19 protein-coding genes and 1 pseudogene are annotated in these 25,597 nt (G+C 72.5%); 11 read left to right on the forward strand and 9 right to left on the reverse strand.

The genetic code is table 11. The features are described 5' to 3' along the window. Window positions 1-44 precede the first annotated feature (44 nt). Entirely contained in the window at window positions 45-152 is a 108-nt protein-coding gene (locus IE275_RS10855; RefSeq protein ID WP_189710244.1) for a lasso RiPP family leader peptide-containing protein, read from the reverse strand. Window positions 153-575: 423 nt separating this feature from the next. Between IE275_RS10855 and IE275_RS10860 the strand changes: the two genes are divergently transcribed. From IE275_RS10860 to IE275_RS10870, 3 genes and pseudogenes are all read left to right on the forward strand, one after another. Next, window positions 576-1,616: a class I SAM-dependent methyltransferase gene (locus IE275_RS10860; RefSeq protein ID WP_189710246.1), complete on the forward strand. Its 1,041-nt coding sequence runs from the start codon at window positions 576-578 to the stop codon at window positions 1,614-1,616. A 261-nt stretch (window positions 1,617-1,877) separates the two neighbouring features. Further along, window positions 1,878-2,138: pseudogene (locus tag IE275_RS10865) on the forward strand (LbetaH domain-containing protein); the annotation flags it as partial. A gap of 222 nt (window positions 2,139-2,360) precedes the next feature. Further along, window positions 2,361-2,561, forward strand: coding sequence for a hypothetical protein (locus IE275_RS10870; protein ID WP_189710247.1), 201 nt, complete (start codon window positions 2,361-2,363; stop codon window positions 2,559-2,561). A 39-nt stretch (window positions 2,562-2,600) separates the two neighbouring features. Here IE275_RS10870 and IE275_RS10875 read toward each other — a convergent pair whose 3' ends face one another. Genes IE275_RS10875 through IE275_RS10900 form a run of 6 tightly spaced genes read right to left on the reverse strand, consistent with a single transcriptional unit; the run spans window position 2,601 to window position 12,060 of the window. Further along, window positions 2,601-5,627, reverse strand: a complete 3,027-nt coding sequence (locus tag IE275_RS10875; protein ID WP_189710249.1) for an alpha-mannosidase — start codon at window positions 5,625-5,627, stop codon at window positions 2,601-2,603. A 27-nt stretch (window positions 5,628-5,654) separates the two neighbouring features. Then, a complete protein-coding gene (locus IE275_RS10880; protein WP_189710251.1) occupies window positions 5,655-7,661 on the reverse strand; it encodes an endo-beta-N-acetylglucosaminidase in 2,007 nt (668 codons plus the stop codon). Beyond that, the gene (locus tag IE275_RS10885; protein ID WP_229870197.1) at window positions 7,658-8,917 is read right to left on the reverse strand and encodes a glycoside hydrolase 5 family protein; all 1,260 of its coding nucleotides are present in this window, start codon (window positions 8,915-8,917) and stop codon (window positions 7,658-7,660) included. Before IE275_RS10885 ends, IE275_RS10880 begins: the two co-directional genes overlap by 4 nt. Window positions 8,918-8,958: 41 nt before the next feature. Further along, window positions 8,959-9,864 carry a carbohydrate ABC transporter permease gene (locus IE275_RS10890; RefSeq protein ID WP_189710253.1) on the reverse strand — a complete coding sequence of 302 codons (906 nt, stop codon included), beginning with the start codon at window positions 9,862-9,864 and terminating at the stop codon, window positions 8,959-8,961. Next, on the reverse strand, window positions 9,861-10,766 hold the full coding sequence (locus IE275_RS10895) for a carbohydrate ABC transporter permease (RefSeq protein WP_189710255.1): 906 nt from the start codon (window positions 10,764-10,766) through the stop codon (window positions 9,861-9,863). Before IE275_RS10895 ends, IE275_RS10890 begins: the two co-directional genes overlap by 4 nt. Window positions 10,767-10,770: 4 nt before the next feature. Then, the gene (locus tag IE275_RS10900) at window positions 10,771-12,060 is read right to left on the reverse strand and encodes an ABC transporter substrate-binding protein (protein WP_189710256.1); all 1,290 of its coding nucleotides are present in this window, start codon (window positions 12,058-12,060) and stop codon (window positions 10,771-10,773) included. A gap of 333 nt (window positions 12,061-12,393) precedes the next feature. Between IE275_RS10900 and IE275_RS10905 the strand changes: the two genes are divergently transcribed. Next, entirely contained in the window at window positions 12,394-13,428 is a 1,035-nt protein-coding gene (locus IE275_RS10905) for a LacI family DNA-binding transcriptional regulator (RefSeq protein ID WP_189710258.1), read from the forward strand. Window positions 13,429-13,656: 228 nt separating this feature from the next. After that, window positions 13,657-14,829, forward strand: coding sequence for a S1 family peptidase (locus tag IE275_RS10910; RefSeq protein WP_189710260.1), 1,173 nt, complete (start codon window positions 13,657-13,659; stop codon window positions 14,827-14,829). A gap of 171 nt (window positions 14,830-15,000) precedes the next feature. Here the strand turns inward: IE275_RS10910 and IE275_RS10915 are convergent, their stop codons facing one another. Further along, window positions 15,001-16,497 (reverse strand): alpha/beta hydrolase, encoded by a 1,497-nt coding sequence (locus IE275_RS10915; RefSeq protein WP_189710262.1) that lies wholly within the window; start codon window positions 16,495-16,497, stop codon window positions 15,001-15,003. Between the two features lie 194 nt (window positions 16,498-16,691). Continuing rightward, window positions 16,692-18,332, reverse strand: a complete 1,641-nt coding sequence (locus IE275_RS10920) for a sigma-70 family RNA polymerase sigma factor (RefSeq protein WP_189710263.1) — start codon at window positions 18,330-18,332, stop codon at window positions 16,692-16,694. Window positions 18,333-18,540: 208 nt separating this feature from the next. Between IE275_RS10920 and IE275_RS10925 the strand changes: the two genes are divergently transcribed. The 6 genes from IE275_RS10925 to IE275_RS10950 all read left to right on the forward strand — a co-directional run bounded on the left by IE275_RS10925 (window position 18,541) and on the right by IE275_RS10950 (window position 25,585). After that, window positions 18,541-18,957, forward strand: coding sequence for a hypothetical protein (locus tag IE275_RS10925; RefSeq protein WP_189710265.1), 417 nt, complete (start codon window positions 18,541-18,543; stop codon window positions 18,955-18,957). A gap of 117 nt (window positions 18,958-19,074) precedes the next feature. After that, window positions 19,075-20,715: an ABC transporter substrate-binding protein gene (locus IE275_RS10930; protein WP_189710267.1), complete on the forward strand. Its 1,641-nt coding sequence runs from the start codon at window positions 19,075-19,077 to the stop codon at window positions 20,713-20,715. A 4-nt stretch (window positions 20,716-20,719) separates the two neighbouring features. After that, complete coding sequence (locus tag IE275_RS10935; protein WP_189710269.1) at window positions 20,720-21,676, forward strand: ABC transporter permease; 957 nt, start codon at window positions 20,720-20,722, stop codon at window positions 21,674-21,676. After that, window positions 21,676-23,658: a dipeptide/oligopeptide/nickel ABC transporter permease/ATP-binding protein gene (locus tag IE275_RS10940; protein WP_189710271.1), complete on the forward strand. Its 1,983-nt coding sequence runs from the start codon at window positions 21,676-21,678 to the stop codon at window positions 23,656-23,658. The genes IE275_RS10935 and IE275_RS10940 overlap by 1 nt, the downstream gene beginning before the upstream one ends. Further along, a complete protein-coding gene (locus tag IE275_RS10945) occupies window positions 23,655-24,662 on the forward strand; it encodes an oligopeptide/dipeptide ABC transporter ATP-binding protein (RefSeq protein WP_189710273.1) in 1,008 nt (335 codons plus the stop codon). The genes IE275_RS10940 and IE275_RS10945 overlap by 4 nt, the downstream gene beginning before the upstream one ends. Beyond that, on the forward strand, window positions 24,659-25,585 hold the full coding sequence (locus IE275_RS10950) for a dihydrodipicolinate synthase family protein (RefSeq protein WP_189710275.1): 927 nt from the start codon (window positions 24,659-24,661) through the stop codon (window positions 25,583-25,585). The genes IE275_RS10945 and IE275_RS10950 overlap by 4 nt, the downstream gene beginning before the upstream one ends. The last annotated feature ends 12 nt before the right edge of the window (window positions 25,586-25,597 follow it).

The raw sequence follows: 25,597 nt of genomic DNA on the forward strand, positions 1-25,597 counted from the left end.
GCGCCCACATTCTCTCCTCCCCGACCGGATTTCCCTATGACACGTCAGATGATGGCGTCGCCCTCACCGTCGGCGCTCGCCCAGCCGTACCACATGGTCAGCTCACTGAAGTCGCCCATCGGCTCAATCTGGGGAGCCTCGTACTCAGTCATCTCGTACTCGTTCACCGGAATTCACCTCCTCCACGGAAAACCGAATATGCGCCGTCAGCACATCATGATCCCGGCGGGCGTTCCACAGATATTCCAGCCAAGTGGAAGGCATAAGGAAGGGATTCGGGAATGCGTACCCTAAGCCGTGGTGACACGTTCCACCACGGGCAGCCGGGGAGGTTGGCCGGGACCTCCCGCAACCACGGCGCGAACGGGGATCTTGACAGGGGACATGGTCCTGCCGCAGCCCCGGCCGCCCGCCGGCCGTGTTCCGGCATCCGGCCTGTCCGAGACCCGACGGGTCGGCAGGGCGCTCCGCCGCCGGTCGGGGGCTCCGGCGGCCCGGCCGAAAGCGTGTCAACACCGGGTCACGGGCCTCGCGGGCTAGCGTGACAGGCCCCCCGCGTACAGGAGGTGTGCCGTATGAGCCCAACCGGATCCGGGGCGATGGGGAGCGGCTACGGCCGGCACTCCGCGGCCCAGCACGCCGGGCTTCGGGCCGCCGGCGGCATGCTCGACCGGGCTCTGGAAGCCGTCCCCGTCCCCGCCGACGGGCACGCCTTCCGGGTCGCGGACCTCGGCTGCGCCTCCGGGACCAACGCGATGGAGCCGATGGCACGCACCGTCGCGGGCGTGCGCGCCCGCCGCCCCGGCACCCCCGTCTGGGTCACCCACACCGACATCCCCGCGAACGACTTCGGCGCGCTCTTCGCCACCCTGGCCGGCCCGTCCTCGTACACCCGGACCCCGGATGTCTTCGGCTGCGCCCAGGCACGCTCCTTCTACGAGCCGCTGTTCCCGCCCGGCGAACTGCACCTGGCGTGGTGCTCGATCGCCGTGCACTGGCTCTCCCGCGTCCCCCTGCCGATCGACGGCCACATCTACGGCTCGCGGGCGACGGGCGCGGCCCGGACCGGACTGCGCCGGCAGTCGGCCGAGGACTGGGCGGCCTTCCTCGGCCACCGGGCCGCCGAACTCGCGCCCGGCGGCCAGCTGGTCGTGGTCGGCGGCGCCGCCACGGACGACGGACTCAGCGGCGCCGAGGGCCTCTTCGACCTGGCGGTGGACGAGCTGGACGATCTGGTGGCCCGGGGAGCGCTGACCCGCGAGCAGCTGGCAGTGATGACCGTGCCGACGTGGAACAGGACGACGGCGGAGTTCGTCGACCCGGTGGTCTCCGGCCCGTTCCGGGACCGCTTCCGGCTGGAGGAGCGGGAGTTCGTGGTGCTGGACGACCCGATGTGGGTCCGGTACGACGCCGACGGCGACCTCGACGCGTACGCGAGCGAGGTGACGGCCTCGTTCATGGCCGCCTTCGGCCCCTCGCTGTTCGCCGGGCCGGCGGCCGTCGGCCCGGACGTGGCACAGCGGTTCACGGACGGCCTCACCACCCGCGTGAGGAACCGGCCGGAGCACGGCGTCGCCCGCTGGCGGATCCAGCTCCTGCGGGCCACCCGCCTCTGACGGGCCGACGGATCGGGGAACCGACACCGGCCGTTCGACGGAGCGTCGAAGGCTCCGGTCGGCTGACCGACCCCGGCGGGCGGGCCGCTCAGCCGAACTCCCCGGTGTCGCACCGGAGGGATCGGCTGGTGGTACGGGCCCGGCCTAGGGTCACCCCGATCCCCAGGAAGCCCGGCGCCCCTCGGGCCGACCGACGGGGGACACGCGTTCGCGCGGGCCGGAAACCGGTGTTCTGGACGCCGTAGTGCCGCGATCATGGTCACGACCGTCATGCCCGGCGTGCGCATCGGCCACGGTGCGATCATCGGCACCGGCGCCGTCGTCACGCGCGACGTACCGGACTACGGCATCGTCGCGGGCAACCCGGCCCGCCTCGTCCGCACCCGCTACGACGACCGGGACATCGCGCGGCTGCTGGCCGTGGCCTGGTGGGACTGGCCCGTGGAGCACATCACCGAGCGGGTACGGACGATCATGTCGGGCAGCATCGCGGAACTCGAGGCAGCCGCCCCGGCCGTGTAGGGGCGGCCCCGGCCGTGGCCCCTCCAGGGACGCCGGAGGGTGGGACCGGGCAGGGCCGGGCAGGACCGCCGACGCCGTGATCGGCCATTCGGATGGGACTCGCGCCGGCGCGGACCGGCACGCGGACAGAGCGCCCTCTCGCGCCTAGGTTCGGGCGCGGTTCGTCCGTTCTCGCCGAAACCGTTATTGCCGAAATCCTCTCTCGCCGAAAGGTGCCTCACCATGCGCTCTGTTCGCTCCGGGCTCGCCGCCCTCGCCGCCTGCGCCCTCGTCCTCGTCGCCGGCGGCACCGCGTGTGCCGAGGTGACCGCGGACGACTCCGAAGCCCCCACGGTCACCATCGTCTTCGGCGACTGGGGCCAGTTCGCCGGTGACGACGTGTTCAACGCCGCCCACAACAACGTCGTGGGCTCGAACAACTGACCGCCACCCCGGCGAACCGCGCCTCACCGGCGCCTGCCGTCACCCCCGTCGCAACCTCAGCGTCACGAGTTCGAACGGGCGCAGGCGCACGGTGATCCGGTCCCCCTCGACCCGCGGTGCCACGACGTCGGCCAGGGGGCGTTCCAGCAGGTCGGTGGCGGTGGCGCCGGCGAGGTCGAAGCCCGTGGTGAGCGTGGCCAGCGTGCGCCCGCCATGGGCCTCGTGGAAGCGCACCACCACGTCGCCGCTGCCGTCGTCGGCGAGTTTGACGGCTGTCACCACCACCTGGTCCCGGTCGACGCGGACCAGCGGGGCGACGTCCCGGGCGCCGTGCACCGTGCGCGCGGGGAGGTTGATCCGCCATCCCTCGCGCACCGTGTCACCGATCGTCGCCCCCGGCACCAGGGCATGCCGGAAGCGGTGGACGCCCTGGTCCGTCTCGGGGTCGGGGAAGCGCGGGGCACGCAGGAGGGAGACCCGGAGCGTCGTGGTGGTCCCGCCGTCGTCCCCGGGCGCGTCGCGGACCGTGCGGGTCACGTCATGGCCGTACGTCGAGTCGTTGACGACCCCGACGCCCCACCCCGGCTCCTCCAGGTGCACGAACCGGTGGTTGCAGGCCTCGAAGCGTGCCGCCTCCCAGCTGGTGTTGGTGTGGGTGGGCCGGTGGAAGTGCCCGAACTGGGTCTCGGACGCGTACCGTTCGGCGTGCACGTCGAGGGGGAAGGCGAGTTTGAGGAACTTCTCCGTCTCGTGCCAGTCGACCTCCGTGTCGATCACCAGCCGCCGCTCCCCCGGCGGCAGCGACAGCACCTGGATGGCCCGGGACGCGCCGAAGGACCGTACGATCCGCACCGACCTGCCGTCCTCGCCGGCGGTGACCTCCTCGGCGTCGGTGAGGTCGGTGACGGTGTTGCGGTAGAACTCGTCGACGTCCCAGGCGTCCCACATGTTCGGGAAGTCGGGGTGGAGCTGGAGGAGGTTGGCGGCCCGGCCGGGAGCGACGGTCTCGCGATCCGCCTCGATGTCGTAGGCCGAGACGACGAGTCCGCCGGCGTCGATCGCGACGCGCAGCAGCCCGTTGTCCAGGAGGTGTCCGCCCTCCGGGCGAGCGGTGAGGGTCGTACCGCCGTGCGTGACGGGGGTGTTCGCGCCGCCCGCCGGGACGCCGTCACGCGCGTGCGGGGCCGCGTTGAAGACGAGCGGGGTGGTGCCCTCGCCGGCCAGGGCGCGCTGGGCCGCCTCGATGATCGCGGTGAGTTCCTCGGCCAGCCGGGCGTAGGTGGCCCGGGCCTCGCGGTGCACCCAGGCGATGGAGGAGCCGGGCAGGATGTCGTGGAACTGGTGGAGCAGCACCGTCTTCCAGATCCGGTCCAACTCCTCGTAGGGGTAGGGGAATCCGGTGCGCACGGCGGCGGTGGCGGCCCACAGTTCGGCCTCGCGCAGCAGGTGTTCGCTGCGGCGGTTGCCCTGTTTGGTGCCGGCCTGGCTGGTCAGGGTGGCGCGGTGGAGTTCGAGGTACAGCTCGCCGACCCAGACCGGGGGTTCGGGGTGTTCGGCCCGTGCCTTGGCGAAGAAGGCGGACGGGGTCTCCCAGGTCACGGTCGCGGAGCCTTCGAGGTCGCGCAGCCGGGCCGCCTTCGCGACCATCTCGCGGGTCGTGCCGCCTCCGCCGTCGCCCCAGCCGGTGGGGGCGAGGGAGTGGCGGGCGAGGCCCTTGTCCTTGAAGTTGCGGGCGGCGTGGGCGATCTCGGAGCCCTTCATGGAGCAGTTGTAGGTGTCGACCGGCGGGAAGTGCGTGAAGATCCGGGTGCCGTCGATGCCTTCCCAACGGAAGGTGTGGTGGGGGAAGTTGTTCGTCTGCGACCAGGAGATCTTCTGGGTCAGCAGGTACCTGGTGCCGGCCGCCCTGATGATCTGCGGCAGGCCCGCGGCGAAACCGAAGGTGTCGGGCAGCCAGGCCTCGTCGTTCTCGATGCCGAACTCGTCGAGGAAGAACCGTTTGCCGTGCACGAACTGACGGGCCATCGCCTCCGAGCCCGGCATGTTGGTGTCCGACTCCACCCACATGCCGCCCGCCGGGACGAACCGCCCCTCCGCCACCGCCTTCTTGACCCGTGCCCACACCTCGGGCCGGTGCTCCTTCACCCAGGCCCACTGCTGGGCCTGCGACATGGCGAAGACGAAGTCGGGTTCGTCGTCGAGGAGCGCGGTCATGTTGGAGGTGGTCCGGGCCACCTTGCGGACCGTCTCCCGCAGCGGCCACAGCCAGGCCGAGTCGATGTGGGCGTGGCCGACGGCGCTGATGCGGTGCGCGGAGGGGACGGCGGGCGCGGCGAGGACACCGGCGAGCCGTGAACGGGCCCGCTCCGCCGTGCCGTTCACGTCCTGGAGGTCGATCGCGTCGAGGGACCGCTCCACCGCCCGCAGGATGTCCCAGCGGCGCGCGGACTCCACCGGAAGTTCGGCCATCAGCTCGCCGAGCACCTCCAGGTCCAGGACCAGCTGCCACACCGTCTCGTCGAAGACGGCCAGGTCCATTCGTGCGAGGGTGTACTGCGGTTCGCTCCCGGCCGTCTCCCTGTCGCCCAGGGGCGTGGGCAGGAAGGGGTGGTAGTCGAGGATCACGGGGTTGGAGGCGGCCTCGATGTGCAGGCGTACCTCCTCGCCGCCCACGGCGGGCGCGGCGACGCGGACCCACTGGTTGCGCGGGTTGAGGCCTTTCACCGGGGTGCCGTCGGGCCGGTAGACGAGGCCTTCGCACTGGAAGCCGGGCATGTTCTCGTCGAAGCCGAGGTCGAGCAGTGCCTCGACGGTCCGGCCGGCCCAGTGCGCGGGCACCGTCCCGGCGACGCGGAACCAGCTGGTCCCCCAGGGAGCACCCCACCGGGCGCCCGCCTCGATCGGCTCGGGCTCGGCCGCGAGCCCCTCGGCGACCGGCACCGGTTCGCCGGGCGCGTGCCACACGGCCACGTCCAGCGGGACGGACTCGGGGTACACGGCGGGACGGACGCGTTCGTCGAGGACGCGCTTGAGACGGGCTTCGACCAGGTTGCGGTCGTCATGCATGCGGAGTGCTCCAAGGCTGGGGGGCGGTTACCAGGTGTGGGTCACGGTGACGGGGTCCGACGCTGTGTACAGCTCCCCTACGGCGCGCAGTTCGAACCGTGCCGTCCGCTCGTCCTGCTCCGGTGCGAGCCCCGCGAGGAAGAAGGCCGCCTGGCAGGTGCCGCCGAGGAAGCGGCGGCTGCCGTCGGACAGGACGCGGTGCAGTGTGTACTGGCGGACGTCGTCGGCGGCGGCGTCCCAGGCGAGGCGCAGATCGCCGCCGGCCGCCCCGGTGATCCGCAGGCCGGTGGGGGCGGCGGGCGTCCGGGGTTCGTCGCGGACGGCGATCCCGCCGAGCCGCCACCGCACCGGGCCCTCGGTCGCGGTGAGCCGGACCCCGATCGCGTGGACGGATCCGGAGAGGCCTCGGAGCGCCACGGCCGAGGTCCGCCAGCCGTCGCCGGACTCCAGCGGCAGCCAGGTGTACGGCGGTGTCGCGCCCGGCGTGTCCGGGTCCGCGGTGGCGACGGCCAGCTCGACGGTCACCGCTCCGGCGTCGGTCCGGTGGGTCAGCTCGACGACGGTGGTCTCGGTGAGCGGCAGCCGGGTCGCGTAGAGGTCCACGACGGTCGGCTCGTCCAGGGCGCCCGTGACGAGCAGGCTGCTGCCGCCGCGCCACGCGTCGGCGAAGTCGAAGGCGACGGCCGGCCGCTCCCCCTCGGTGCGCACCGTCCACTGCCGGGACGGCAGCCGGTCCTGGAGTCCGAGATGGCTCCACGGCGTGCCGGAGGTGACCGTCCCGTCCTCGTACCAGCGCAGCCCGTGCCCGGTGTTGAACACGCTGGCGAACGGTAGAGCGTCCACCGTGGACCGGTCCGCCACCGACACGGCGGGCGCCCGCCAGGTGTCCGTGCCGTCCGGCCGGGACGGGTCGAGCGAGCGGCCGGTCCAGAACCGGTCGTCGGCCGCGTGGAAGTCGCCGGGCGCCCTGCCGCCGGCGGGCAGGTGGTTGCGGGTCCACTCGGGCCGGTAGAAGCCGAGGGACACGACGTGGGGCTTGTTCGTGGGCACGATCGCGTCCCAGTTCACGGACCGGTTCCAGCCGTTCGCCTCGACGTCCACACCGGCCCACAGCGCGTAGCGGCTGCGGCCGAGCGACTCCGCCCGGGTCCCGGAGGAGGCGAGCGTGGCGGCCGACCAGCGGAAGTCCACGAACATGTCGTCGGCCGTCCGGAAGAACGCCTCGTTCTGGGAGTTGAGGGCGCCCTGCCAGCTCACCGTGCCGTTCACGGTCATCGAGTCGTACCAGGTCACCCGTTGCCCCTGGGCCGCGGCGAGCGCCTTCAGCTCGGTCAGGAAGTCCCGCATGGCGGTGCCGAGAGCGGTGTTCCCGCCGCTGGTCTCGGCGTTGACGAACCAGCCGTCGAAGCCGTACGCGGCGGCGACCCGGACGAGCTGCGCGGCGAGCGGGAAGCGGCCGCCGGCGTCCCTCTGGACCAGGTCGCGGGTCCACTGGAGTTGTCCGCCGTAGGCGACGGGCGGCAGGAAGATGTTGCCGAGGACGGGCACACCGTGGCGGTGGGCCGCGTCGACGATCGGCGCGTTCGGGGCGAGGATCAGGCCCTCGCCCGCCGAACCGCCCCAGAACACCAGCTCGTCGACGTAGGCCCAGTGGGTGAAGGCGTAGTAGTCGGCGGTGGCGGAGCCCTGGGAGGGGTTCGCGGAGGTGGGTCCGAAGGAGACCAGGGACTGGATGCGGGCCTGGCCCGCGCGGGCGGTGGTGTTCGCCGGGGCCGGGGTGAAGCGGGGCGCGAGCGGCACGGACGCCGCGTTGAAGGCGAGGTCGGTGTCGTCCGCTGCGGTCCAGCTCTTCAGGCTGCGCCAGGTGATGCCGGTGCCGGGGGTGCCGGAGGGCAGGGAGTCCGGGTACCAGTAGGCGGCGTGGGGCGCGGGTGCCGCGGCGGCCCGCTCGGGTGCCGCGGCAGCGGTCCGGGTGGGCAGCAGGGCGGCCGCCGCGCCGGCGGCGAGCAGGACGGTGCGTCGGGTGGGTTTCACGAGCGGGTGCCTCCTTGTGGGGTGGGGAGAACCTGTTCGGGTGTGACGACCTCGGTGATGCCGCGCCGGGCCAGCCGGTCCCGGTCGTCGGCGTGGGTGCCGAGGACCGTGGTGGGGCGGGCGCCGTCGGCCGTCAGCCGGAAGAAGGCGTCGTAGACGGCTCCGCCGGGGGCGCAGACCGAGCGGAGCGACGGGTCGGCGGGGACGACGAGCGCTGTGGTCCGGGTCGCGGGGACGGCGCGTGACGGCTCGGCCGCCGCGCGCGCCAGGACGAGGGCCGTGTCCTTCGGGCGGCGGTCGTTGGTCAGCAGGCCCAGCCCGTACTCCAGTTCCGGAAAGTCGGCGAGCCGCCGGGACACGTCGTGGGAGCACCACCAGGTGATGCCCCACAGGTCGGGGCAGTCAAGGACGTTGCGTACGGTCGCCTCGGTGAAGGCGGCGGCGTGTTCGGCCGGGACGAGGGGGGCGGGCGCGCCGACCTCCTGGAGCCAGACGGGCCGGTGCGGGTCCTCGGCCCAGGCCTTGCTCAGCTCGACGAGGTAGGCGGCGTGGTGCTCGGCCGGGACGGAGGCGCGGCCGTGGCGCTGGGCGGTACCGTTGAAGACCCAGGAGTGCACGGCCGTGACCGCGCCGCGCCGCGCGGCCTGCGCCGGGGTGAACGGCATGTCGTCCTGGTACCAGGTCGCGTCGTACTCGGCGTGCAGATGCAGCCGGCCGGGCGCGCCCTGCGCGCAGGCGGCCAGCATCCGGTCCAGCCAGGTGTCGATCTCGGTGCTCGACGCCCGGTCGGGGTCCGGGTGCGGCCCGGCGGAGAACTGGTTGACCTCGTTGCCGAGGGTCATACCGAGGAAGTTGGGGCGGTCGGCGAGCGCGGCGGCGAGTGTGCGCAGGTAGGCGGCCTGCCCCTGGAGGACGTCCGGGTCGGTGAAGAGGTTGCGCCGGTGCCAGGTGCGGGTCCAGGCCGGGAGGTGGTCGAAGCTGCTCAAGTGCCCTTGCAGGCCGTCCACGTTGACGTCGAGCCCGCGTTCGCCTGCGGCGTCGACGAGCGCGCGGAGCTGTTCGACGGCGCGGGGGCGGATCAGGGTGCGGTTGGGCTGGAAGTACGGCCACAGCGGGAAGACCCGGATGTGGTCCAGGCCCAGTGCCGCGATGGAGTCGAGGTCCGCTCGTACGGAGTCCAGATCGAAGTCGAGCCAGTGATGGAACCACCCTTCGCTCGGGGTGTAGTTGACGCCGAAGCGCACGGCAGAAGGCATGCGGTGTCCTTGCGGGCGGGGTGACCGGCGGAAGTCGGGGTTCAGCCCTTGACCGCGCCCTCGCCGACCCCGCGGAAGAAGTACCGCTGGAGACAGGCGAAGAGGGCGATCAGCGGGGCCACGGCGATGACGGTGCCGGCGGCGACCAGGCGTTCGTCGTTCGCGAACGTGCCGTGCAGGTAGTTGAGGCCGATGGTCAGGGTGAACTTCGACGGGTCGCTGAGCACGATGAGCGGCCACAGGAAGTCGTCCCAGGCGCCCATGAAGGCGAAGATCGCGACGACGGCGAGGGTGCCCTTCACCGAGGGCAGGGCGATCCGCAGGAACCGCTGCCACACATGGGCCCCGTCGACGAAGGCCGCCTCCTCGATCTCGTACGGCAGGTTGAGGAAGGCGTTGCGCATGAGCAGGACGTTCATGGCGCCGACGCAGCCCGGCAGGACCACGCCGACGAGCGTGTTGTTCAGCCCGAGTTCCCGCATGGTGGTGAACTGGGCGATGATGATGCCCTCGACCGGCACCAGCATGGCGAGCACGAAGGCGAGCGTCGCCGCCCGGCGTCCCCGGTAGCGCAGCCGGGCGAGCGCGTAGCCGGCGAGGGCCGAACCGACGCAGTTGGTCACGACGTTGGCGCCGGCGACCTTGAGCGAGTTGAGGGCGTAGTCCCACACGGGGACGGTGTCGGCGACCCGCTCGTAGTTGTGGAGGGTGGGATCGCCGGGGAGGAAGCTCGGCGGGGAGCTGTAGATGTCCTCGGTGGGGCCCTTGAGCGAAGTGGACAGCTGCCACAGGAACGGGCCGACGGTCAGGGCGAGGACGGCGAGCAGCAGCACATAGCGCAGGGCGAGTTCACCGACCCGGACGCGGCGGCCGTGCTCGTCGGTGACCCGGGGTTCGCGGGCGGGCGCCGGCTTCCGCTCGGGCCGCACCTTCTCCAGCACGCTCACACCCGCTCCTCCTTCCGGTCGGCGCGCAGCACCAGCAGCATCAGGGCGACGGTGACGGCGAAGACGACGACCGAGAGGGCGGAGGCGTAGCCGACGCGGCCGGTGAGTCCGGTGCCGGTGCGCTGGACGAGCATGACGAGGGTGGTGTCCTCGCCCGCCGGGCCGCCGCTGGGGCCGGCCATCAGGTACACCTCGGAGAACACCTTGAAGGCGGCGACGGAGGACAGTGCCCCGACCAGGACCATGGTGGAGCGGACGGCGGGCACGGTGACCGTCAGGAAGCGGCGTACCGCGCCCGCGCCGTCCACGGCCGCGGCCTCGTGCAGTTCGCGCGGCACACCGGCCAGCGCGGCCAGGTAGATGATCATGTAGTAGCCGAGGCCTTTCCACACGGTGACCGCCATGGCGCTCAGCAGGAGCAGCCACTGGTCGCTGAGGAAGCCGACGCGGCCGACCCCGATCGTCTCCAGCAGCGAGTTGATCAGACCGCGTTCGTCGAGGAGCCAGACCCAGATGAGGCCGACCACGACGATCGAGGCGACGACCGGTGTGTAGAAGGCGGACCGGAAGAAGGTGATACCGGGGATGTTCTTCCGCACCAGGAGGGCGAGCAGCAGCGGCAGCACCACGAGGGCGGGGACGACTCCGAGGACGTACAGCGTGCTGTTGCGCAGACCGATCCAGAACATGTCGTCGTGGAGCATCTCCCGGTAGTTGGCGAGGCCCACGAACCGGCCGGGGATCAGGGTGCGGCGGTCGGTGAAGGAGTTCGCCAGCGTGGAGAGGAACGGGTAGAGGACGAAGGCGCCGGCGATGAGGAGTCCGGGGGCGGCGAACAGCCAGGGGCTGGTGGGCAGTTGGCGTCGGACGCGGGTGACGGTGGTCGTTCTCGGCACGGCCATCGGATCATCCCTGCTGCCGGAGCAGGGTGTCGCAGGCCTTGACAGCGTTGTCGAGAGCTTCCTTCGGGCTCTGCCTGCCCTGGAGCGCCTTGGCGACCTCGTTGCGCAGTGCGGTCTTCATCTGTTCGCTGAACAGCACCGGCGTGTAGTTGACGGCGTTCTTCAGGGACTTGGCCGCGGCGATCCTGACACGGGTCTCGTCGGTGCCGTCCTCCTCGGTGAAGTACGGGTCGTCCAGCGAGCCGGCGGTGCTCGGGAAGATGGCGACCTGCTTCGCGAACGACATCTGGTGCTCGGCGTCGGTGACGTAGTGGGCGAAGGCCACGGCGGCGGGCGTCCGTTCGCTCCTGGCGTTCACCATCAGCCCCATCACGTACATGTTGACGTGGCCGGTGCTGGTGATCTGGTCGGTGATGCCGATGTTCCGGTAGAGGTTCGGCGCCTGCTTCTTGAAGTTGCCCAGGTCGAGGGCGCTGCCGGGGTTCATGGCGACGGCCCCGGTGAGGAACTTCTTGCCGGACGACTCGGGGGTGGCGGTCAGCGCCTGCGGGTCGAGGGCCTTGGCGTCGTACAACTCCTTGTACTTGGTGAGGAGTTCGACGCCCTTGTCGTCGTCGAAGGCGAAGGCGGTGCCCTGGTCGTTCATCAGCGGGACGCCGTAGCGGCCGAAGTCCTCGATGGTGGGCACATTGGCGAGCGTGGCCACCTCGCCGTCGGTCCTCTTCGCCAGTTCCAGGGCGTCGGTGAAGAGTTCGCCGTACGTCCTCGGCGGCTGGTCGGGGTCGAGCCCGGCCTCCTCGAACAGGGACTTGTTGTAGAAGAGCGGCCCGGTGTTGAGGTACCAGGGGAAGGCGTACGTGCCGGTCGTGCCCGGTATCCGGTGGCTGGCCCAGGCCCCTTCCAGGTACTCCTTCCCGTACGTGGGGGCGGCCTTGTCGAGGTCGAGCGCGAGGCCGGCCTTGGCGAGGGGTGCGACGAGGTCGGGCGAGACGTTGACGACGTCCGGCAGGGTGCCGCCGGCCGCGTCGGCGCTGATCTTGTCGGCGTAGCCCTCGGCGGGCTGGTCGATCCACTTCACATGGATGCCGGGGTATTCCTTCTCGAAGTCGGCGATCACGCCTTCGAAGTAGGGCTTGAAGTTGGCGCGCAGGTTCCAGGTCTGGAAGGTGATGTCGCCCTCGACCTTGCCCGAGGCGTCGGCCGGTCCGCCGCCGTCGCTCCCGGAGCCGCAGGCGCTCAACGGCAGGACGAAACAGACGGCGGCGGCTGCGAGGGCTCTGCGGGAAATACGCACGGTGAAACGGCCTCCATTGCGTGACGGTCGGTGAAGTTCGGTCGAGTTCGGCGGAGTTCGGTTCGGTGCGGCGGAGTTCGCCGGAGTCGGGTGGAGCCTGGTGGAGCCGAGTCGAGTCGAGTCGGCCGGGGACGGCGGGAGTTGGCCGACGACGCAGACCTTGCACGCCGTTTCACAGGCCCGTCAATGGCACATGCCGAGCTAATTTCATTAGTTGCTTATGCGCATTAGGCCTGTTGAGCTGAAGCGCATTAGTGCATACTGGCCGGGAATTGCCGTGGGAATGGGAGAATCGCCTTGTCAGGTAAGCGGTCACCGGCGCGCAGGCCCACCATGCAGGACATCGCACAGCGGGCCGGTGTCTCCCAGAGCGCGGTGTCCTTCGCGCTGAACGGGCGGCCGGGGGTCTCGGAGGTCACCCGGGACCGGGTGCGCCGGGTCGCCGAGGAGCTGGGCTGGCGGCCCAGCACGGCGGCCCGCGCGCTGTCCGGCGAGGGCGCGGCCACGGTCGGTCTGGTGCTGGCCCGTCCGGCGGACACCCTCGGCGTGGACTCGTTCTTCCTCCAGCTCGTCTCGGGGATCCAGGAGGTGCTGGCGGAGCGTCACCTCGGGCTGCTCTTCCAGATCGGGCGGGACGTCCACGACGAGTGCGCGGTGTACCGGCGCTGGTGGGCCGAGAACCGGGTGGACGGCGTCCTGGTCGTCGACCCGTGCACCGACGACCCGCGCCCGGACCTGCTCGACGAACTCGGACTGCCCGCGGTGGTGATCGGCGGCGCCCCCGACGAGCGCCACCCCGGTCTGTCGACGGTGTGGGCGGACGACGCCGGGGCGATGGCTTCGGTGGTGGACGAGCTGTACGCGCTCGGCCACCGGCGGATCGTGCACATCGCCGGCCTGCCGGACCTCGCCCACACCCAGCGCCGTATCCGTACGCTGCGCGCGGAGGCCGAGCGGCGCGGGCTGACCGAGGTGCAGTCGGTGCCGACCGACTACTCGGACGCGGAGGGCGCGGCGGTCACCCGCCGGGTGCTGGGCGGCACCACTCCCCCGACCGCGCTCATCTACGACAACGACGTGATGGCGGTCGCGGGCGTGGTGACCGCAGCCGAACTGGGCTTCGCCGTGCCGTCCGACGTGTCGATGGTGTCCTGGGAGGACTCCGCGCTGTGCCGCATGGTGAAGCCGTGGCTGTCCGCGCTGTCCCGGGACAGTGTCGAGTTCGGGCGCACGGCGGCACGCGAGCTGATGGCGCTGCTCGACGGGGGACCGGCGGGGACGGTCCGGGTGCCGGTGCCGGCGCTGATCGTGCGAGGCAGCACCGGGGCGACGCGGGAGTCGGTCGTCGCACCGCGCGCACCGCGGTGAGGGCGGTGCGGGACACGGCCGCAGGAGGAACCGCAGTCCGGTGAGGCGCGGTGGCCGGGTCATGGAGCGCGCACCGACGGCAACCGACGGCGGTCGGCGAAAACGGCTCCGCATTGGCATAGACCTGACACCGACACCCGGCTAGGCTCTGCCGCGCCATACCTGAGAGCGCTCTCACTCATCGGCTGTTCCATCCCCCACTCCCTGGAACGACGAAGGGCAACTCCCATGAGACGCACGGGGCTCAAACACATCGGCGTGACCGCGCTCCTGCTGCTGGCCGGCCTGAGCGGGGCGAGCACGTTCCCCGCCACGGCGAGCGGCGGCGAAACACCCGCCACCGCCACCCCGACGCACCGCACCGCCTCCGCCGGACTGCTGCACGCCATGCGGCAGGAGTTCGGGCTCACCGAGGACCAGGCCGTGGCCCGGATCGAGGCCGAGCGGTCCGCGACCGCGCTCGAACCGAAGGCCCGGCGCACCGCGGGGGCCGCGTACGGCGGTTCCTGGTTCGACGCCGACACCGGGCGGCTGACCGTGGCCGTCACACCGGAGGCCTCCGGCGCGACGCGCGCGGCACTGCGCACGGCCGGAGCCGCCGTCCGCGTCGTCGAGCACGGCGCACGTCTGCTGGACGCGGCCAAGACGCGCATCGACAAGCTCTCCGCCCCCTCGGCGGTGGCGGGTTGGCACGTCGACGCGGCAGCCAACTCGGTCGTCGTCACGGTGGTGCGCGACGGACTCGACGACAACGATGTCCAGCGCTTCCTGACCCAGGCCCGCGCCGCCGGTCCGGTCACCGTCGAGAGCGTCGCCGCCGCCCCCGGCACCCTCGCCGCGGGGACCGTCGGCGGCGACCCGTACTACACGGGCAACGTCCGCTGCTCCATCGGCTTCTCGGTCCACGGCGGGTTCGTCACCGCCGGCCACTGCGGCCAGGCCGGGGCGCAGGTCCGGGGCTGGGACGGCTCCTACATCGGCACCTTCCAGGGCTCCTCGTTCCCGGACAACGACTACGCCTGGGTGAACGTGGGCAGCGGCTGGTGGACCGTTCCGGTGGTGCTGGGCTGGGGCACGGTGTCCGACCAGCTGGTGCGCGGCTCCGCCGTGGCACCCGTGGGCGCCTCCGTCTGCCGCTCCGGCTCCACCACCCACTGGCACTGCGGCACCGTTCTGGCCAAGAACGAGACGGTCAACTACAGCCAGGGCGCGGTGCACCAGATGACGAAGACCAGCGTCTGCGCCGAAGGCGGGGACTCCGGCGGCTCGTTCATCAGCGGTGACCAGGCGCAGGGCGTCACCTCGGGCGGCTGGGGCAACTGCTCGAGCGGCGGCGAGACATGGTTCCAGCCGATCAACGAGATCCTCAGCCGGTACGGGCTCACGCTGCACACGTACTGACCGCACCCACCGGTCGAGCGACGGGGGTTCCGTGGACGAGGCCACGGAACCCCTCCCGGCCGTCGCGCAGGCCCCCCTGACACCTGATCCGGCCGGTCCGGGCGCCGGGACCCCCTGGAGGAGTCGCGGCGTCCGGCGCCCCGGACGGGCCGTACGGGACGACCCCCGCCGTCACTCGCAGTAGACGTCCCGGTCCGGCCGCTCGCCCGTCGCCAGGAAGCGCGAGACCGTCCGGTCGCCGCAGGCGTTGCCGTTGTCGAGGTAGGCGTCGTGGCCCGTGGAGTTCACCGTCACCATGACCGCGCGGTCGCCGAGCGCCGCGCGGAGCTTGCGGGCCCCGGCGAGCGGGGTCGCCACATCACGCTCGTTCTGCACGAGCAGGACGTTCGACGGCCCCCGGTCGGTGATCCGCACCGGCTGCCGCTGCGGGCGGGGCCAGGCGGCGCAGAGCATCGCGTTCCTCGGCATCCCCGCCGTCAGCGGATACTTCACCCGGCTCTGCGCGACACCCTTCTCGTACACGGCGGTCGAGGTGGGCCAGGCGCTGTCACCGCATATGGTCGCCGCGCCGACCGCGATCGCGTTCTGCAGGAGCGCCTCCGGCGGGGCCGGCGGCGCCGGCGGCACGGTGCCCTGGCGGGCGGCCCGGATCAGCTTCGCCAGGGTGGGGAAGGAGTCGGGGTCGTAGAAGGAGTCCAGCATGGTCTGACGCAGCGCGGTGCCGTTCAGGATCTCGGGGTTGGCGCCCGGCCACGGCAGCGGTGCGCGGTCCAGGCGTGCGGCGAGGGTGAGGAAGACCGAGCGGACGGCGGCCGGATCGTCCGCCACCCGGTCGGGGTTGCCGGGCTCGGACGCCCACCGCGCGAACTCGGCGAAGACGTCCTCCACCCCCTGCTCGAAGCCGGCCAGCCAGGCCCGGGAGACCTGGGTGCGGCCGGCGTCGCCGGTGGGATCCAGATTGCTGTCCAGGACGATCCGGTCGGTGCGGTGCGGGAACAGCTCGTTGTAGACGGCACCGATGTACGTGCCGTACGAGACGCCCCAGGCGGAGATCGTGCGCTCGCCGAGCGCGGCCCGGACGCGGTCGATGTCACGGGCGTTGTCGGCCGTGGAGATGTGCCCCAGCAGCGCGTCGCCGGTGCGGGCGCAGGCGTCCGCCGTCCGTCGCCCGTAGGCCATGTTCTCCGTGACCGAACCGTCGGGCCCGGGCCAGGGGCGCAGCCGGGAGGCGGCGAGGTCGGCGTGGTCGAGATGGCAGTCGACGGGGGCCGAGGGCGCGTTGCCGCGCGGGGCGAGACCGATGAGGTCGTAGGCGTCCCGCACCTCCTGCGGTAACGCCTGTCCCTTCTGTGACGGTTCGTCCAGACTTGAGCCCCCGGGCCCGCCGGGGATCAACAGCAGTGCCCCGCGCCGGGCTTCGGGCTTCTCGCTCGGGATGCGGGAGATCGCGATGCCGATCTTCGGGCCGCCGGGGTCGGCGTGGTCCACCGGTACCGGGACGGTGGCGCACTCCTGCCGGGGATCGAGGCCGCTCCCTTCGCACGGGCCCCACTCGAGGGGCGTGCCGGACGCGGCGGACGCGGTGACGGGCGCGACCAGGCCCAGGACGACGACCGAGGCCGCCGCCAGGGCCGCGTTCTTCGTGAGCTGCTTCCTCATCTGCTTCATGCGGACCAGCCTCGCCCGGCGGACCCACCCGGCCCATCAGGGGAACAGCCCTATTCCCATGGGGGTTTACCCCAGTCCTGCGCTCGGGGTGGCCCCCGACACCGCGCACCGGGCGCCGCCTCGGGAACTCGGCGTGCCCGGCCCGCTCGCCGCGGCCGTGCACGCCCCCGCAGCCGTGGACGCCCCCGCGGCCGTCACAGCTTGGCGCCGAAGTTCTGCGTCCACCACGGGCCGCCCGCCCCGTCGTGGATGCCCACGCCGATGTTCTTGAAGTCGCAGTTGAGGATGTTGGCGCGGTGGCCGGGGCTGTTCATCCAGGACGTCATCACCGACTCGGCCGACTGCTGCCCCTTGGCGATGTTCTCGCCGTACGTGGACCAGCGGTAGCCGGCGGCCGTGATGCGCTGACCGGGGTCGGCGCCGTCCGGGTTGGTGTGGTCGAAGAAGTCCCGTGCGGCCATGTCCTCGGAATGACCCTGCGCGGCCTTGCGCAGCAGGCTGTCCTCGGTGAGGGGGCCGCAGCCCGCCGACGCCCGCTCCTCGTTGACCAGGGCGATCACCTGCGCCCCGAGGCCGGACGAACCGCCCGACTGCACGGCCGGCTTGCTCGACGCGGTCTGCTTCGGCGTGGCCGGTTTCGTGGGCGCCGGCGTGTTCTTCTCCGTCCGGGGACTCGGGGAGGGGCTCGCGCTCGGCGACTTCGACGCGGAGGCCGACGGGGAAGGAGAGGGCGAGGCGGAGGTCGTGCGGTCGCCGTCCGGGGTGGGCTCGTCCGAGACACTGACGTCGTTCGCCGGCCGCGCGGCGGTGCCCTCCTCCGTCCCGCCGCCCTGTTGCGTGCCGAAGTGGTAGAGGCCGCCGCCGACCACGCAGACCGCCACGACCGCCCCGCCGATCGCCCGCCGCCGTGTGCGCCGCTTGCGGCGGGCCTCGCCGCGGGAGACGGCCTGCTCACTCGTGGCCCGGTGCCTGCCCGGCACGGACGAGACGCCCTGGCCCTCGGCGTCGAGCGGGGACACGGACCCGGCCAGGGCCATCGTGTCGGCGGCGGAGCCCATCCTCGCCACGAGCGCGGACGACACCGCGACCAGCGCCAGGCCGGCCAGCAGGCCCTCCGCCGGCATGAGTCCGCTCCACAGGCCGGAGCAGCGGGCGCAGCCGCGCGCGTGCCGGGCTATGCGCTTGCGGTACAGCGCCGAGGGCCGACCGTCCCAGCCGGCCAGCTCACCCCGGAGTTCCCGGCACGACGGCTGCGCGTCCAGCGCCCGCACGACCACGCGTGCCGCCTCCAGCTGCGCCTTCATGCGCTGCACACGGACCGCCGTGTGCTGGGGTGACAGGGCCATCGCCTCGGCGACCTCGGCCCGGGTCAGTTCGTCGGCGCACTCCAGCCACCACAGCGACAGCAGTCCGCGGTCGTCGGGTTCCAGCCAGCGCGTGGCGCGCGCGGTCTCCTGCCGCTGGCCGGACAGCTGGAGCTGGACGATGGTCAGGTCGACGAAGTCGGCGCCCGGGTCGGCGACCTCGTCGGCCTCCTCCATGGCGCCCTGGGCGGGCTGCTGCCGGTGCCAGTGGGCCCGGACCTGGTTCATCGCGATGGCCACGAGCCAGGAGCGGAAGCTCTCGGGGGCGCGCAGCGTGTCCAGGGAGTCGAGGGCCCGGAGCATGGTGTCCTGCACGACGTCGTCCACGTCCACCGAGCCGTTCAGCGCCCGGCCCACGATGTTGTAGACGAGCGGAAGGTAGGCGCCGACGAGCGCGTCCTGGGCCGCCTGGTCGCCCGCCCGGGCGGCGATCACCAGTGCCGCCGCTTCCTTCGTGTGCCGTGTACTCATCGCTGCTTCCCTGTCGTCGACGTCGAACGATGCTGTCCGTCACAAAGGGAGATCTCTGCGGTAGCGGCGGATAACAGTTCTTCGGAAACTCGTGCGAGGAGAGGTTCTCTGTGCGAGCGTCATCACCGCTATGAGGGCGGTCACATCCGTTCGGACCGACCGACTGGCACCCGCGCCCGCTTCGCCCGGAGGACCGCATATGACCCGCATGCCTGGTAGCGCCCGGTGTGCGCGCGTACTGCTGGCCGCGCTGGTCGTCGCGGGCGCCGTCTGCGCGGCGTGGCTCGCGGTGGCCGCCGCGACGTTCGAGACCGGGGCCCTGGGCGCGCCGTTCCTCGGCCTGCTGCTGCTCGCGGCGACCGGGTGCGCGCTGACGGCCGTGGCGTCCCTGGTCGTCTCGGTGAGGTTCGCCGAAGGCGGTGCCGCCGTCCGGGTCGGTGCGGTCGCCGTCGGCTGGGTGACCGTTCTGGGCAGTCTGGCCGCGTTCATGACCCATGGCCACGCCTGGAGCGCGGGCATCGCCTGCGGCGCGGCGCTGGTGGCGCTCTCGGGACGGCGGGAGACCAAGGACTGGTTCGAGCGCGGCCGCCCGCTGCCGCGCTGGACCACGGAGAACCGGGCCTGACCGCCAGGGGAGGGCTGACACCTCTTGGTGGCCCCTTCCCGGCCGTTGCGCCGTTCGGGTGGACCGCCTTGACCGCCCCCACGGCCCCTCCTATGGTCGCGCTGATCAAGCCGACAAATGGGGGCATCCGCCTCCGCTGGAGGAACCGTGGTCCACGACGTGCCGGCGCCGGACCGCCGGTCGTTCCTGACGCACACGGGCGCGCTCGCGGCGGCCGGAACCCTCTGCTCGTCGCTGGCCGCCTGTGGCCCCGAGTCCACCAACGACACCGGCGGCGGCGGTCCGGACCGCACGCTGACGGCGGTGATCGGCTACGGCAACGACGGCAGCTGGGACCCGACGCAGACGGCGTCCGCGTTCGCGATGGCCGCCAACCATCACATCTACGAGGGGCTGGTCGACACCGACCCGATCGCGCGCACGCCGTACCCGGCGCTGGCGACCGCACTGCCGGGCGACCCGAGGGCCACCGTCTGGCGGTTCACACTGCGGCCCGGCGCCACCTTCCACGACGGGCGACCCGTCACCGCCGACGACGTGGTGTTCGTCTACGACCGGATCCTCGACCCGGGCACCCGGACCCTCGTCGGCACCTTCTTCGCGAGCTGGCTGAAGGAGGTCCGCAAGGTCGACGCCCGGACCGTGGACCTCGTCCTGCGCTTCCCGTTCCCCGAGGGGATCGCCCGGCTCACCCTGGCCAAGGTCATGCCCCGGCACGTGTTCTCCCGGCCGGGCGCCTGGGACGACGCGATCCGGGGGCTCGCGGTGGGCTCGGGGCCGTACCGGCAGACCGCGCACCACCCGAAGTCGAACACCACCTTCGAGGCGTTCACCGCCTACGACGGACCGCGCGCACCCGCCTTCACGCGAATGAACTGGCTGACGATCGTCGACGCGGCCTCGCGCGTCGCCCGGATCTCCGGGCGGAGCGCGGGCGCCCAGATCGCCGACAACATCCCCTACGCCAACGTCCCCTGGCTGGAGCGGGGCGGCCTGAAGGTGGCGGGCGCCGCCGGGATGAACAACCTGTTCCTGATGTTCAACACCCGCCGCCGGCCCTTCGACGACGTACGGGTGCGCCGGGCGCTGCACTACGCCATCGACACCGAGCGGATGATCGAGGTGGCCCTCAAGGGGCACGGAAGACCCGCCCGTTCGTTCCTCGACGAGTCCAACCCCGCCCACCGGCCCGCGAGGACCGTCTACGACCACGATCCCGCGAAGGCGAAGGCGCTGCTCAGGGCGGCCGGGGTGGACCGCCTGGAGGTGGAGGTCCTCGCCGTGAACGTGAGCTGGGTCGTCGACTGCCTGCCCACCGTCAAGGCGTCCTGGGACGCGATCGGGGTGCGCACCACCCTGGCTCCGCAGGAGACGACGGCTGTGTTCACCAAGCTCGACCAGAAGCGGGACTACCAGGTCGTCGCCGCCGCCTCGAACCCCCACCAGTTCGGCCTCGACCCCGATCTGATCCTCCGCTACGCCTACGGCCCGCGGAACCTGTGGACGGGCTACGCCCGCTGGGCCGACAACGCTGTCGCCCGGCGGCTCTTCCGGGACATGGACCGGGCCACCCGCGAACCGGACCCCGGGCGCAAGCGGGCGATGATCCAGGACTGCCTCGACGTCGTCGCCGAACAGGCCGTCCTCTACCCGGTCGTCCACAACGAACTGATGACCGCGTGGGACCCGCGCGAGCTGACCGGGACCAGGGCCCAGCCCTACCCGGGCGTCAATCTCCTGCAAGCGAAGTGGGTCTGACGGCGTGCCGGCCGTGCTGCGGATCGTGCTGCGCCGCGTCGCCCTGCTGGTGCCGCTGCTGCTCGGCATCGTGCTGTTCGCGTTCCTGGTGATGCGGTTCTCCGACGCCGACCCGGCGTCCGCGTTCTTCCAGGGCGCCAACCCGACCCCCGGGCAGCTGCACGAGTTCCGCGAGCGCAACGGACTCCTCGATCCCCTCCCCGTGCGGTACGTCCATTTCGTCGGCGATCTGCTCCACGGCGACCTGGGCACCAGCACCCTGACCCGTGCCGCGGTCGCCGACCAGATCGTCACCGCGCTGCCGCTCACCCTCCAGCTGGCCTTCCTGGGCCTCGGCCTCGCGGTGGTCCTGTCGCTGGCCGGCGGGGTCACGGCGGCGGTGTACCGGGACCGGTGGCCGGACCAGGCCGTGCGGGCCGTCTCCCTGGTGGGGGTGGCCGCGCCGGGGTTCTGGCTGGCGCTGCTGATGATCCAGTACCTGGCCGTGGCGAAGGGCTGGTTCCCGGCGGGCGGCTATGTCAACCCGGCCGACTCCGTCACCGGCTGGCTGCGCACGATGGCCCTGCCCGCGCTCGCCCTCTCCCTGCCCGTCGCGGCCCAGCTGACCCGGGTCGTCAGGACGTCGGTGGTCGAGGAACTGGACAAGGACTACGTGCGCACCGCGTTCGGCGGCGGGCTGCCGCCCCGGGTGGTGGTGGGCCGGAACGTGCTGCGCAACGCGCTGGTGAACCCGCTGACGGTGCTCGGTCTGCGGATCGGCCATCTGCTCGGCGGCGCCGTCGTCATCGAGACCGTCTTCGCCCTGCCCGGCATGGGCAAGCTGATGATCGACGCCGTGCAGAACGGCGACCCGGCCGTCGTCCAGGGGGTCGTCCTCACCACGGCCACCGGGTTCGTCGTCGTCAACCTCGTCATCGACCTCCTCCATCTCGTCATCAACCCCCGGCTGAGGACGGCCTGATGCGCACGCGAGCGAGCCTCACCGAGCGGCTCTCCCGGCCCGGCGTACGGCTGCGGGGCCCGGGCCGGCTGCCCTCGCCGTCGAAGGCGGCTGTCTGCTTCCTGGCGGTCGTCGTCCTGGCCGCCGTCCTCGCGCCGCTGCTCGCCCCGCACGATCCGCTGGACCAGCAGGACCCGGTCGGCGGCACCGGGCGTCCCTCGGCCGCGCACTGGATGGGCCAGGACAGCCTCGGCCGGGACATCCTCAGCAGACTGATGTACGGCGCCCGCTGGTCCCTCGCCATCGGGCTGGGCGCCACCGCGCTGGCGCTGGTGGCCGGTGCGCTGGTCGGCGCGCTCGCCGCCACCTCCCGCAAGGGGGTCGACGAGACGCTGATGCGCTGTCTCGACGTGGTGATGGCGTTCCCCGGCATCGCGCTCGCCGCCGTCCTCGTCGCGGTCTTCGGCGGCGGGATCACCGTCCTGATCTGCGCGATCGCCTTCCTTTTCGTCCCGCCGGTGGCCCGGGTGGTAAGGGCCAACGTCCTCGACCAGTACGGCGAGGACTACGTGACGGCGGAACGGGTGATCGGCGCCCGTACCCACCACATCGTGCTGCGGCACGTGGCCGTCAACTGCGCGGCGCCGATCCTCGTCTTCTGCACGGTCCAGGTCGCCGAGGCGATCGTCTTCGAGGCCTCGCTGTCCTTCGTCGGGGCGGGCGTACGGCCTCCGGACCCGTCCTGGGGCAGTGTCATCGCGGACGGCAAGAACATGGTGCTGACCGGCGGCTGGTGGGCGACCGTCTTCCCGGGGCTGCTGATGCTGGTCACCGTGCTGTCGCTGAACATCCTCTCCGAGTCGGTGTCGGACGCCTGGGCGGCGCCGGCCGCGCGGAGGGCGCGGCCGGCCGGCGAACCGGACGACCGCCCGGCGGCGTCGGCGCCCGGCGGCGGCGAGGTGCTCGCCCTGCCCGGTCTCGCCGAGGCCGCCCGGCGGCTGCGCTCGCGGGCCCGGCCCCCGCTCGACCGGAGCGGGCAGCCCGTGCTCACGGTGGAGAACCTGGCCGTCGGCTTCCCCGGCCGCCACCGTGACGTGGACATCGTCGACGGGGTCGGCTTCGAGGTGTACCCGGGCGAGGTGCTGGGGCTGGTGGGCGAGTCGGGCTGCGGGAAGTCGCTGACCGCGCTCACCGTCATGGGACTCCAGCCGAAGGGCGCCCGCGTCCGGGGACAGGTCCGCTTCCACCAGCGCGACCTGCTCGCCGAACCGGCACGGGTGCGGCGGCGGCTGCTCGGCCACGAGATGGCGATGGTCCATCAGGACGCGCTGTCCGCCCTGAACCCGGCGATGACCGTCCGCGCCCAGCTCACCCAGCTGGTACGGCGCGGAGGCCGCCGTACGCCCCGGGAGCTGCTGGAGATGGTCGGCCTCGACCCGGATCGCACCCTGCGCAGCCATCCGCACGAACTCTCCGGCGGGCAGCGCCAGCGCGTGCTGATCGCCATGGCGCTCTCCCGGGACCCGGCACTGATCGTCGCCGACGAGCCGACCACCGCCCTGGACGTCACCGTGCAGGCCCGGGTCATGGAACTGCTGCTGCGGCTGCGCGCGGAGTTGGGCTTCGCGCTGATCCTCGTCTCGCACGACCTGGCGCTCGTCGCCGACGTCACCGACCGGGTGGTGGTGATGTACGGCGGTCGGATCGTGGAGACGGGTGTGACCGCCGACCTGGTGGAGGCGCCGGCCCACCACTACACCCGCGGCCTGCTGGGCAGTGTGCTCTCGCTGGAGTCGGCCGAGGAACGCATGACACAGATCGGCGGGGCCGTACCGGCACCGGCCGACTTCCCGGCGGGCTGCCGGTTCGCCGACCGCTGCCCGGTGGCGAGCGAGGTGTGCCGCACCACCGCACCGGTTCTGACGGGCACGCGCACGCACACGGCCGCCTGTCACCGTCCGGCGGTGGAACTCGTCCCGACCGAGAGCGAGCCCGTGACATGACCGCCCTCGCGGAGCTGCGGGACACGCACGTGGTGCACACGGCACGGTCCGGACGGGGCCGGGTGTACGCCCTGACCGGCGCCGATCTCGCCGTCGCGCCCGGTGAGACGGTCGGGGTGGTCGGTGAGTCGGGGTGCGGCAAGTCGACGCTGGCCAATGTGCTGGTGGGCATCGAGCGGCCGACGTCGGGCACGGTGTCGTTCCGCGGCCGCGACCTGTGGTCGATGTCCGCGGCCGACCGCCGGGCGACGGTCGGCGCCCACACCGGCATGATCTTCCAGGATCCGTCCACGGCCCTGAACCGCAGACTGCCCGTGCGGCGGATCCTGCGCGACCCGCTCGATGTCCACCGGCGCGGCGCCAAGGCCGAACGGGACGACCGGGTGAGGGAGTTGATGTCCCTGGTGGGTCTGCCGCGGGCGCTCGCCGACGCGCTGCCCGGACAGCTCTCCGGCGGACAGCGCCAGCGTGTCGCGATCGCCCGGGCGCTCGCCCTCGACCCCGCTCTGGTCGTCGCCGACGAACCGACCAGCGCCCTGGACGTCTCGGTCCGCGCCCAGATCCTCAACCTGCTCCTGGACCTGAGGGAACGCCTCGGCCTGAGCCTGGTGTTCGTCTCCCACGACATCCAGACCGTACGGCGGATGAGCGACCGGGTGATCACGATGTACCTGGGCCGGATCGTCGAGGAGAGCCCGGCCGACCGGGTCTCCGACCGGGCCCGGCACCCGTACACCCGGGCCCTGTTCTCCGCGACCCCCAGCCTGCTGCGCCCGGTCGACCCGATCCCGCTGACCGGGCCGGTGCCGTCGGCGGCCCGGCCGCCGAGCGGCTGCCCGTTCCGCACCCGCTGCTGGCGGGCCGACGCCGTGTGCGCCGAAGCGATGCCCGGCCGCTCGGCCGCGTCACGTCCCGGACACCACTACCGCTGTCACCATCCTGTGCAGGAGGACGAGTCGACCGACGACCTCGTACGCGAGAGCCTGCCCAGGGAGCACCGATGACCCTTCCCGCCCCGCTCACCGGAGTGGTCCCGCCCGTCTGCACCCCCCTGACCGCGGACCGCGAGGTGGACGTGCCCTCGCTGTGCCGGCTGGTCGACCATCTCGTGGCGGGCGGGGTGGACTCGCTGTTCGTGCTGGGCTCCACCTCGGAGGTCGCCCATCTCACCGACCGGCAGCGCCGGCTGGTGACCGAGACGGTGGTGTCCCATGTCGCCGGCCGACTGCCCGTGCTGGCCGGGGCGATCGACATGACGACGCCCCGGGTGCTGGAGCATGTCGAGGCGGTCACGGCGGCGGGCGCGGACGCGGTGGTCGTCACCGCGCCGTTCTACACCCGCACCCATCCCGCCGAGATCGCCCGCCACTACCGGCTGATCGCCGCCCGCAGCCCGGTCCCGGTGGTCGCCTACGACATCCCGGTCGCCGTGCACACCAAGCTTCCCGCCCAACTCGTGCTGGAGTTGGCCGACGAGGGGGTGCTGGCCGGACTCAAGGACTCCAGCGGCGACCTGGCGGGCTTCCGCGAGATCGTCACCGGCGCCCGCTCGCTTCCGGGGTTCAGCACGCTCACCGGTTCCGAGCTGACCGTGGACGCGGCGCTGGCGCTGGGCGCGGACGGGGCCGTGCCCGGACTGGCGAACGTCGACCCCGACGCCTACGTCCGTCTCGACCGCCTGTGCCGGTCGGGCGACCTGGAGCGGGCCCGGGCCGAACAGGAGCGGCTGTGCGCCCTGTTCGGCATGGTGACGGTCGGCGACCCGGCCCGGATGGGCGGCGCCTCGGCGGCGCTGGGCGCGTTCAAGGCGGCCCTGCACCTGCGGGGCGTCATCGCCTGCCCGGCGACCGCCGAACCACAGGTCCCGCTGTCGGCCGAGGAGACCGAACGGGTGGCGAAGTACCTGGCGGGGGCGGGGCTGCTCTAGGTCGGACCCGGC

Origin of the sequence: Streptomyces phaeofaciens, assembly GCF_014648915.1 — a bacterium.
In the GTDB taxonomy this organism is placed as follows: domain Bacteria; phylum Actinomycetota; class Actinomycetes; order Streptomycetales; family Streptomycetaceae; genus Streptomyces; species Streptomyces phaeofaciens.

What these genes read in the sequence shown, in the direction of transcription:
- IE275_RS10905 (WP_189710258.1), top strand. Translation starts at nt 12,394, where the DNA reads ATGCAGGACATCGCACAGCGGGCCGGTGTCTCCCAGAGCGCGGTGTCC.
- IE275_RS10860 (WP_189710246.1), top strand. Translation starts at nt 576, where the DNA reads ATGAGCCCAACCGGATCCGGGGCGATGGGGAGCGGCTACGGCCGGCAC.
- IE275_RS10855 (WP_189710244.1), bottom strand. Translation starts at nt 152, where the DNA reads ATGACTGAGTACGAGGCTCCCCAGATTGAGCCGATGGGCGACTTCAGT.
- IE275_RS10885 (WP_229870197.1), bottom strand. Translation starts at nt 8,917, where the DNA reads ATGCCTTCTGCCGTGCGCTTCGGCGTCAACTACACCCCGAGCGAAGGG.
- IE275_RS10925 (WP_189710265.1), top strand. Translation starts at nt 18,541, where the DNA reads ATGCCTGGTAGCGCCCGGTGTGCGCGCGTACTGCTGGCCGCGCTGGTC.
- IE275_RS10930 (WP_189710267.1), top strand. Translation starts at nt 19,075, where the DNA reads ATGGGGGCATCCGCCTCCGCTGGAGGAACCGTGGTCCACGACGTGCCG.
- IE275_RS10875 (WP_189710249.1), bottom strand. Translation starts at nt 5,627, where the DNA reads ATGCATGACGACCGCAACCTGGTCGAAGCCCGTCTCAAGCGCGTCCTC.
- IE275_RS10910 (WP_189710260.1), top strand. Translation starts at nt 13,657, where the DNA reads ATGAGACGCACGGGGCTCAAACACATCGGCGTGACCGCGCTCCTGCTG.
- IE275_RS10950 (WP_189710275.1), top strand. Translation starts at nt 24,659, where the DNA reads ATGACCCTTCCCGCCCCGCTCACCGGAGTGGTCCCGCCCGTCTGCACC.
- IE275_RS10920 (WP_189710263.1), bottom strand. Translation starts at nt 18,332, where the DNA reads ATGAGTACACGGCACACGAAGGAAGCGGCGGCACTGGTGATCGCCGCC.
- IE275_RS10945 (WP_189710273.1), top strand. Translation starts at nt 23,655, where the DNA reads ATGACCGCCCTCGCGGAGCTGCGGGACACGCACGTGGTGCACACGGCA.
- IE275_RS10895 (WP_189710255.1), bottom strand. Translation starts at nt 10,766, where the DNA reads ATGGCCGTGCCGAGAACGACCACCGTCACCCGCGTCCGACGCCAACTG.
- IE275_RS10915 (WP_189710262.1), bottom strand. Translation starts at nt 16,497, where the DNA reads ATGAAGCAGATGAGGAAGCAGCTCACGAAGAACGCGGCCCTGGCGGCG.
- IE275_RS10940 (WP_189710271.1), top strand. Translation starts at nt 21,676, where the DNA reads ATGCGCACGCGAGCGAGCCTCACCGAGCGGCTCTCCCGGCCCGGCGTA.
- IE275_RS10870 (WP_189710247.1), top strand. Translation starts at nt 2,361, where the DNA reads ATGCGCTCTGTTCGCTCCGGGCTCGCCGCCCTCGCCGCCTGCGCCCTC.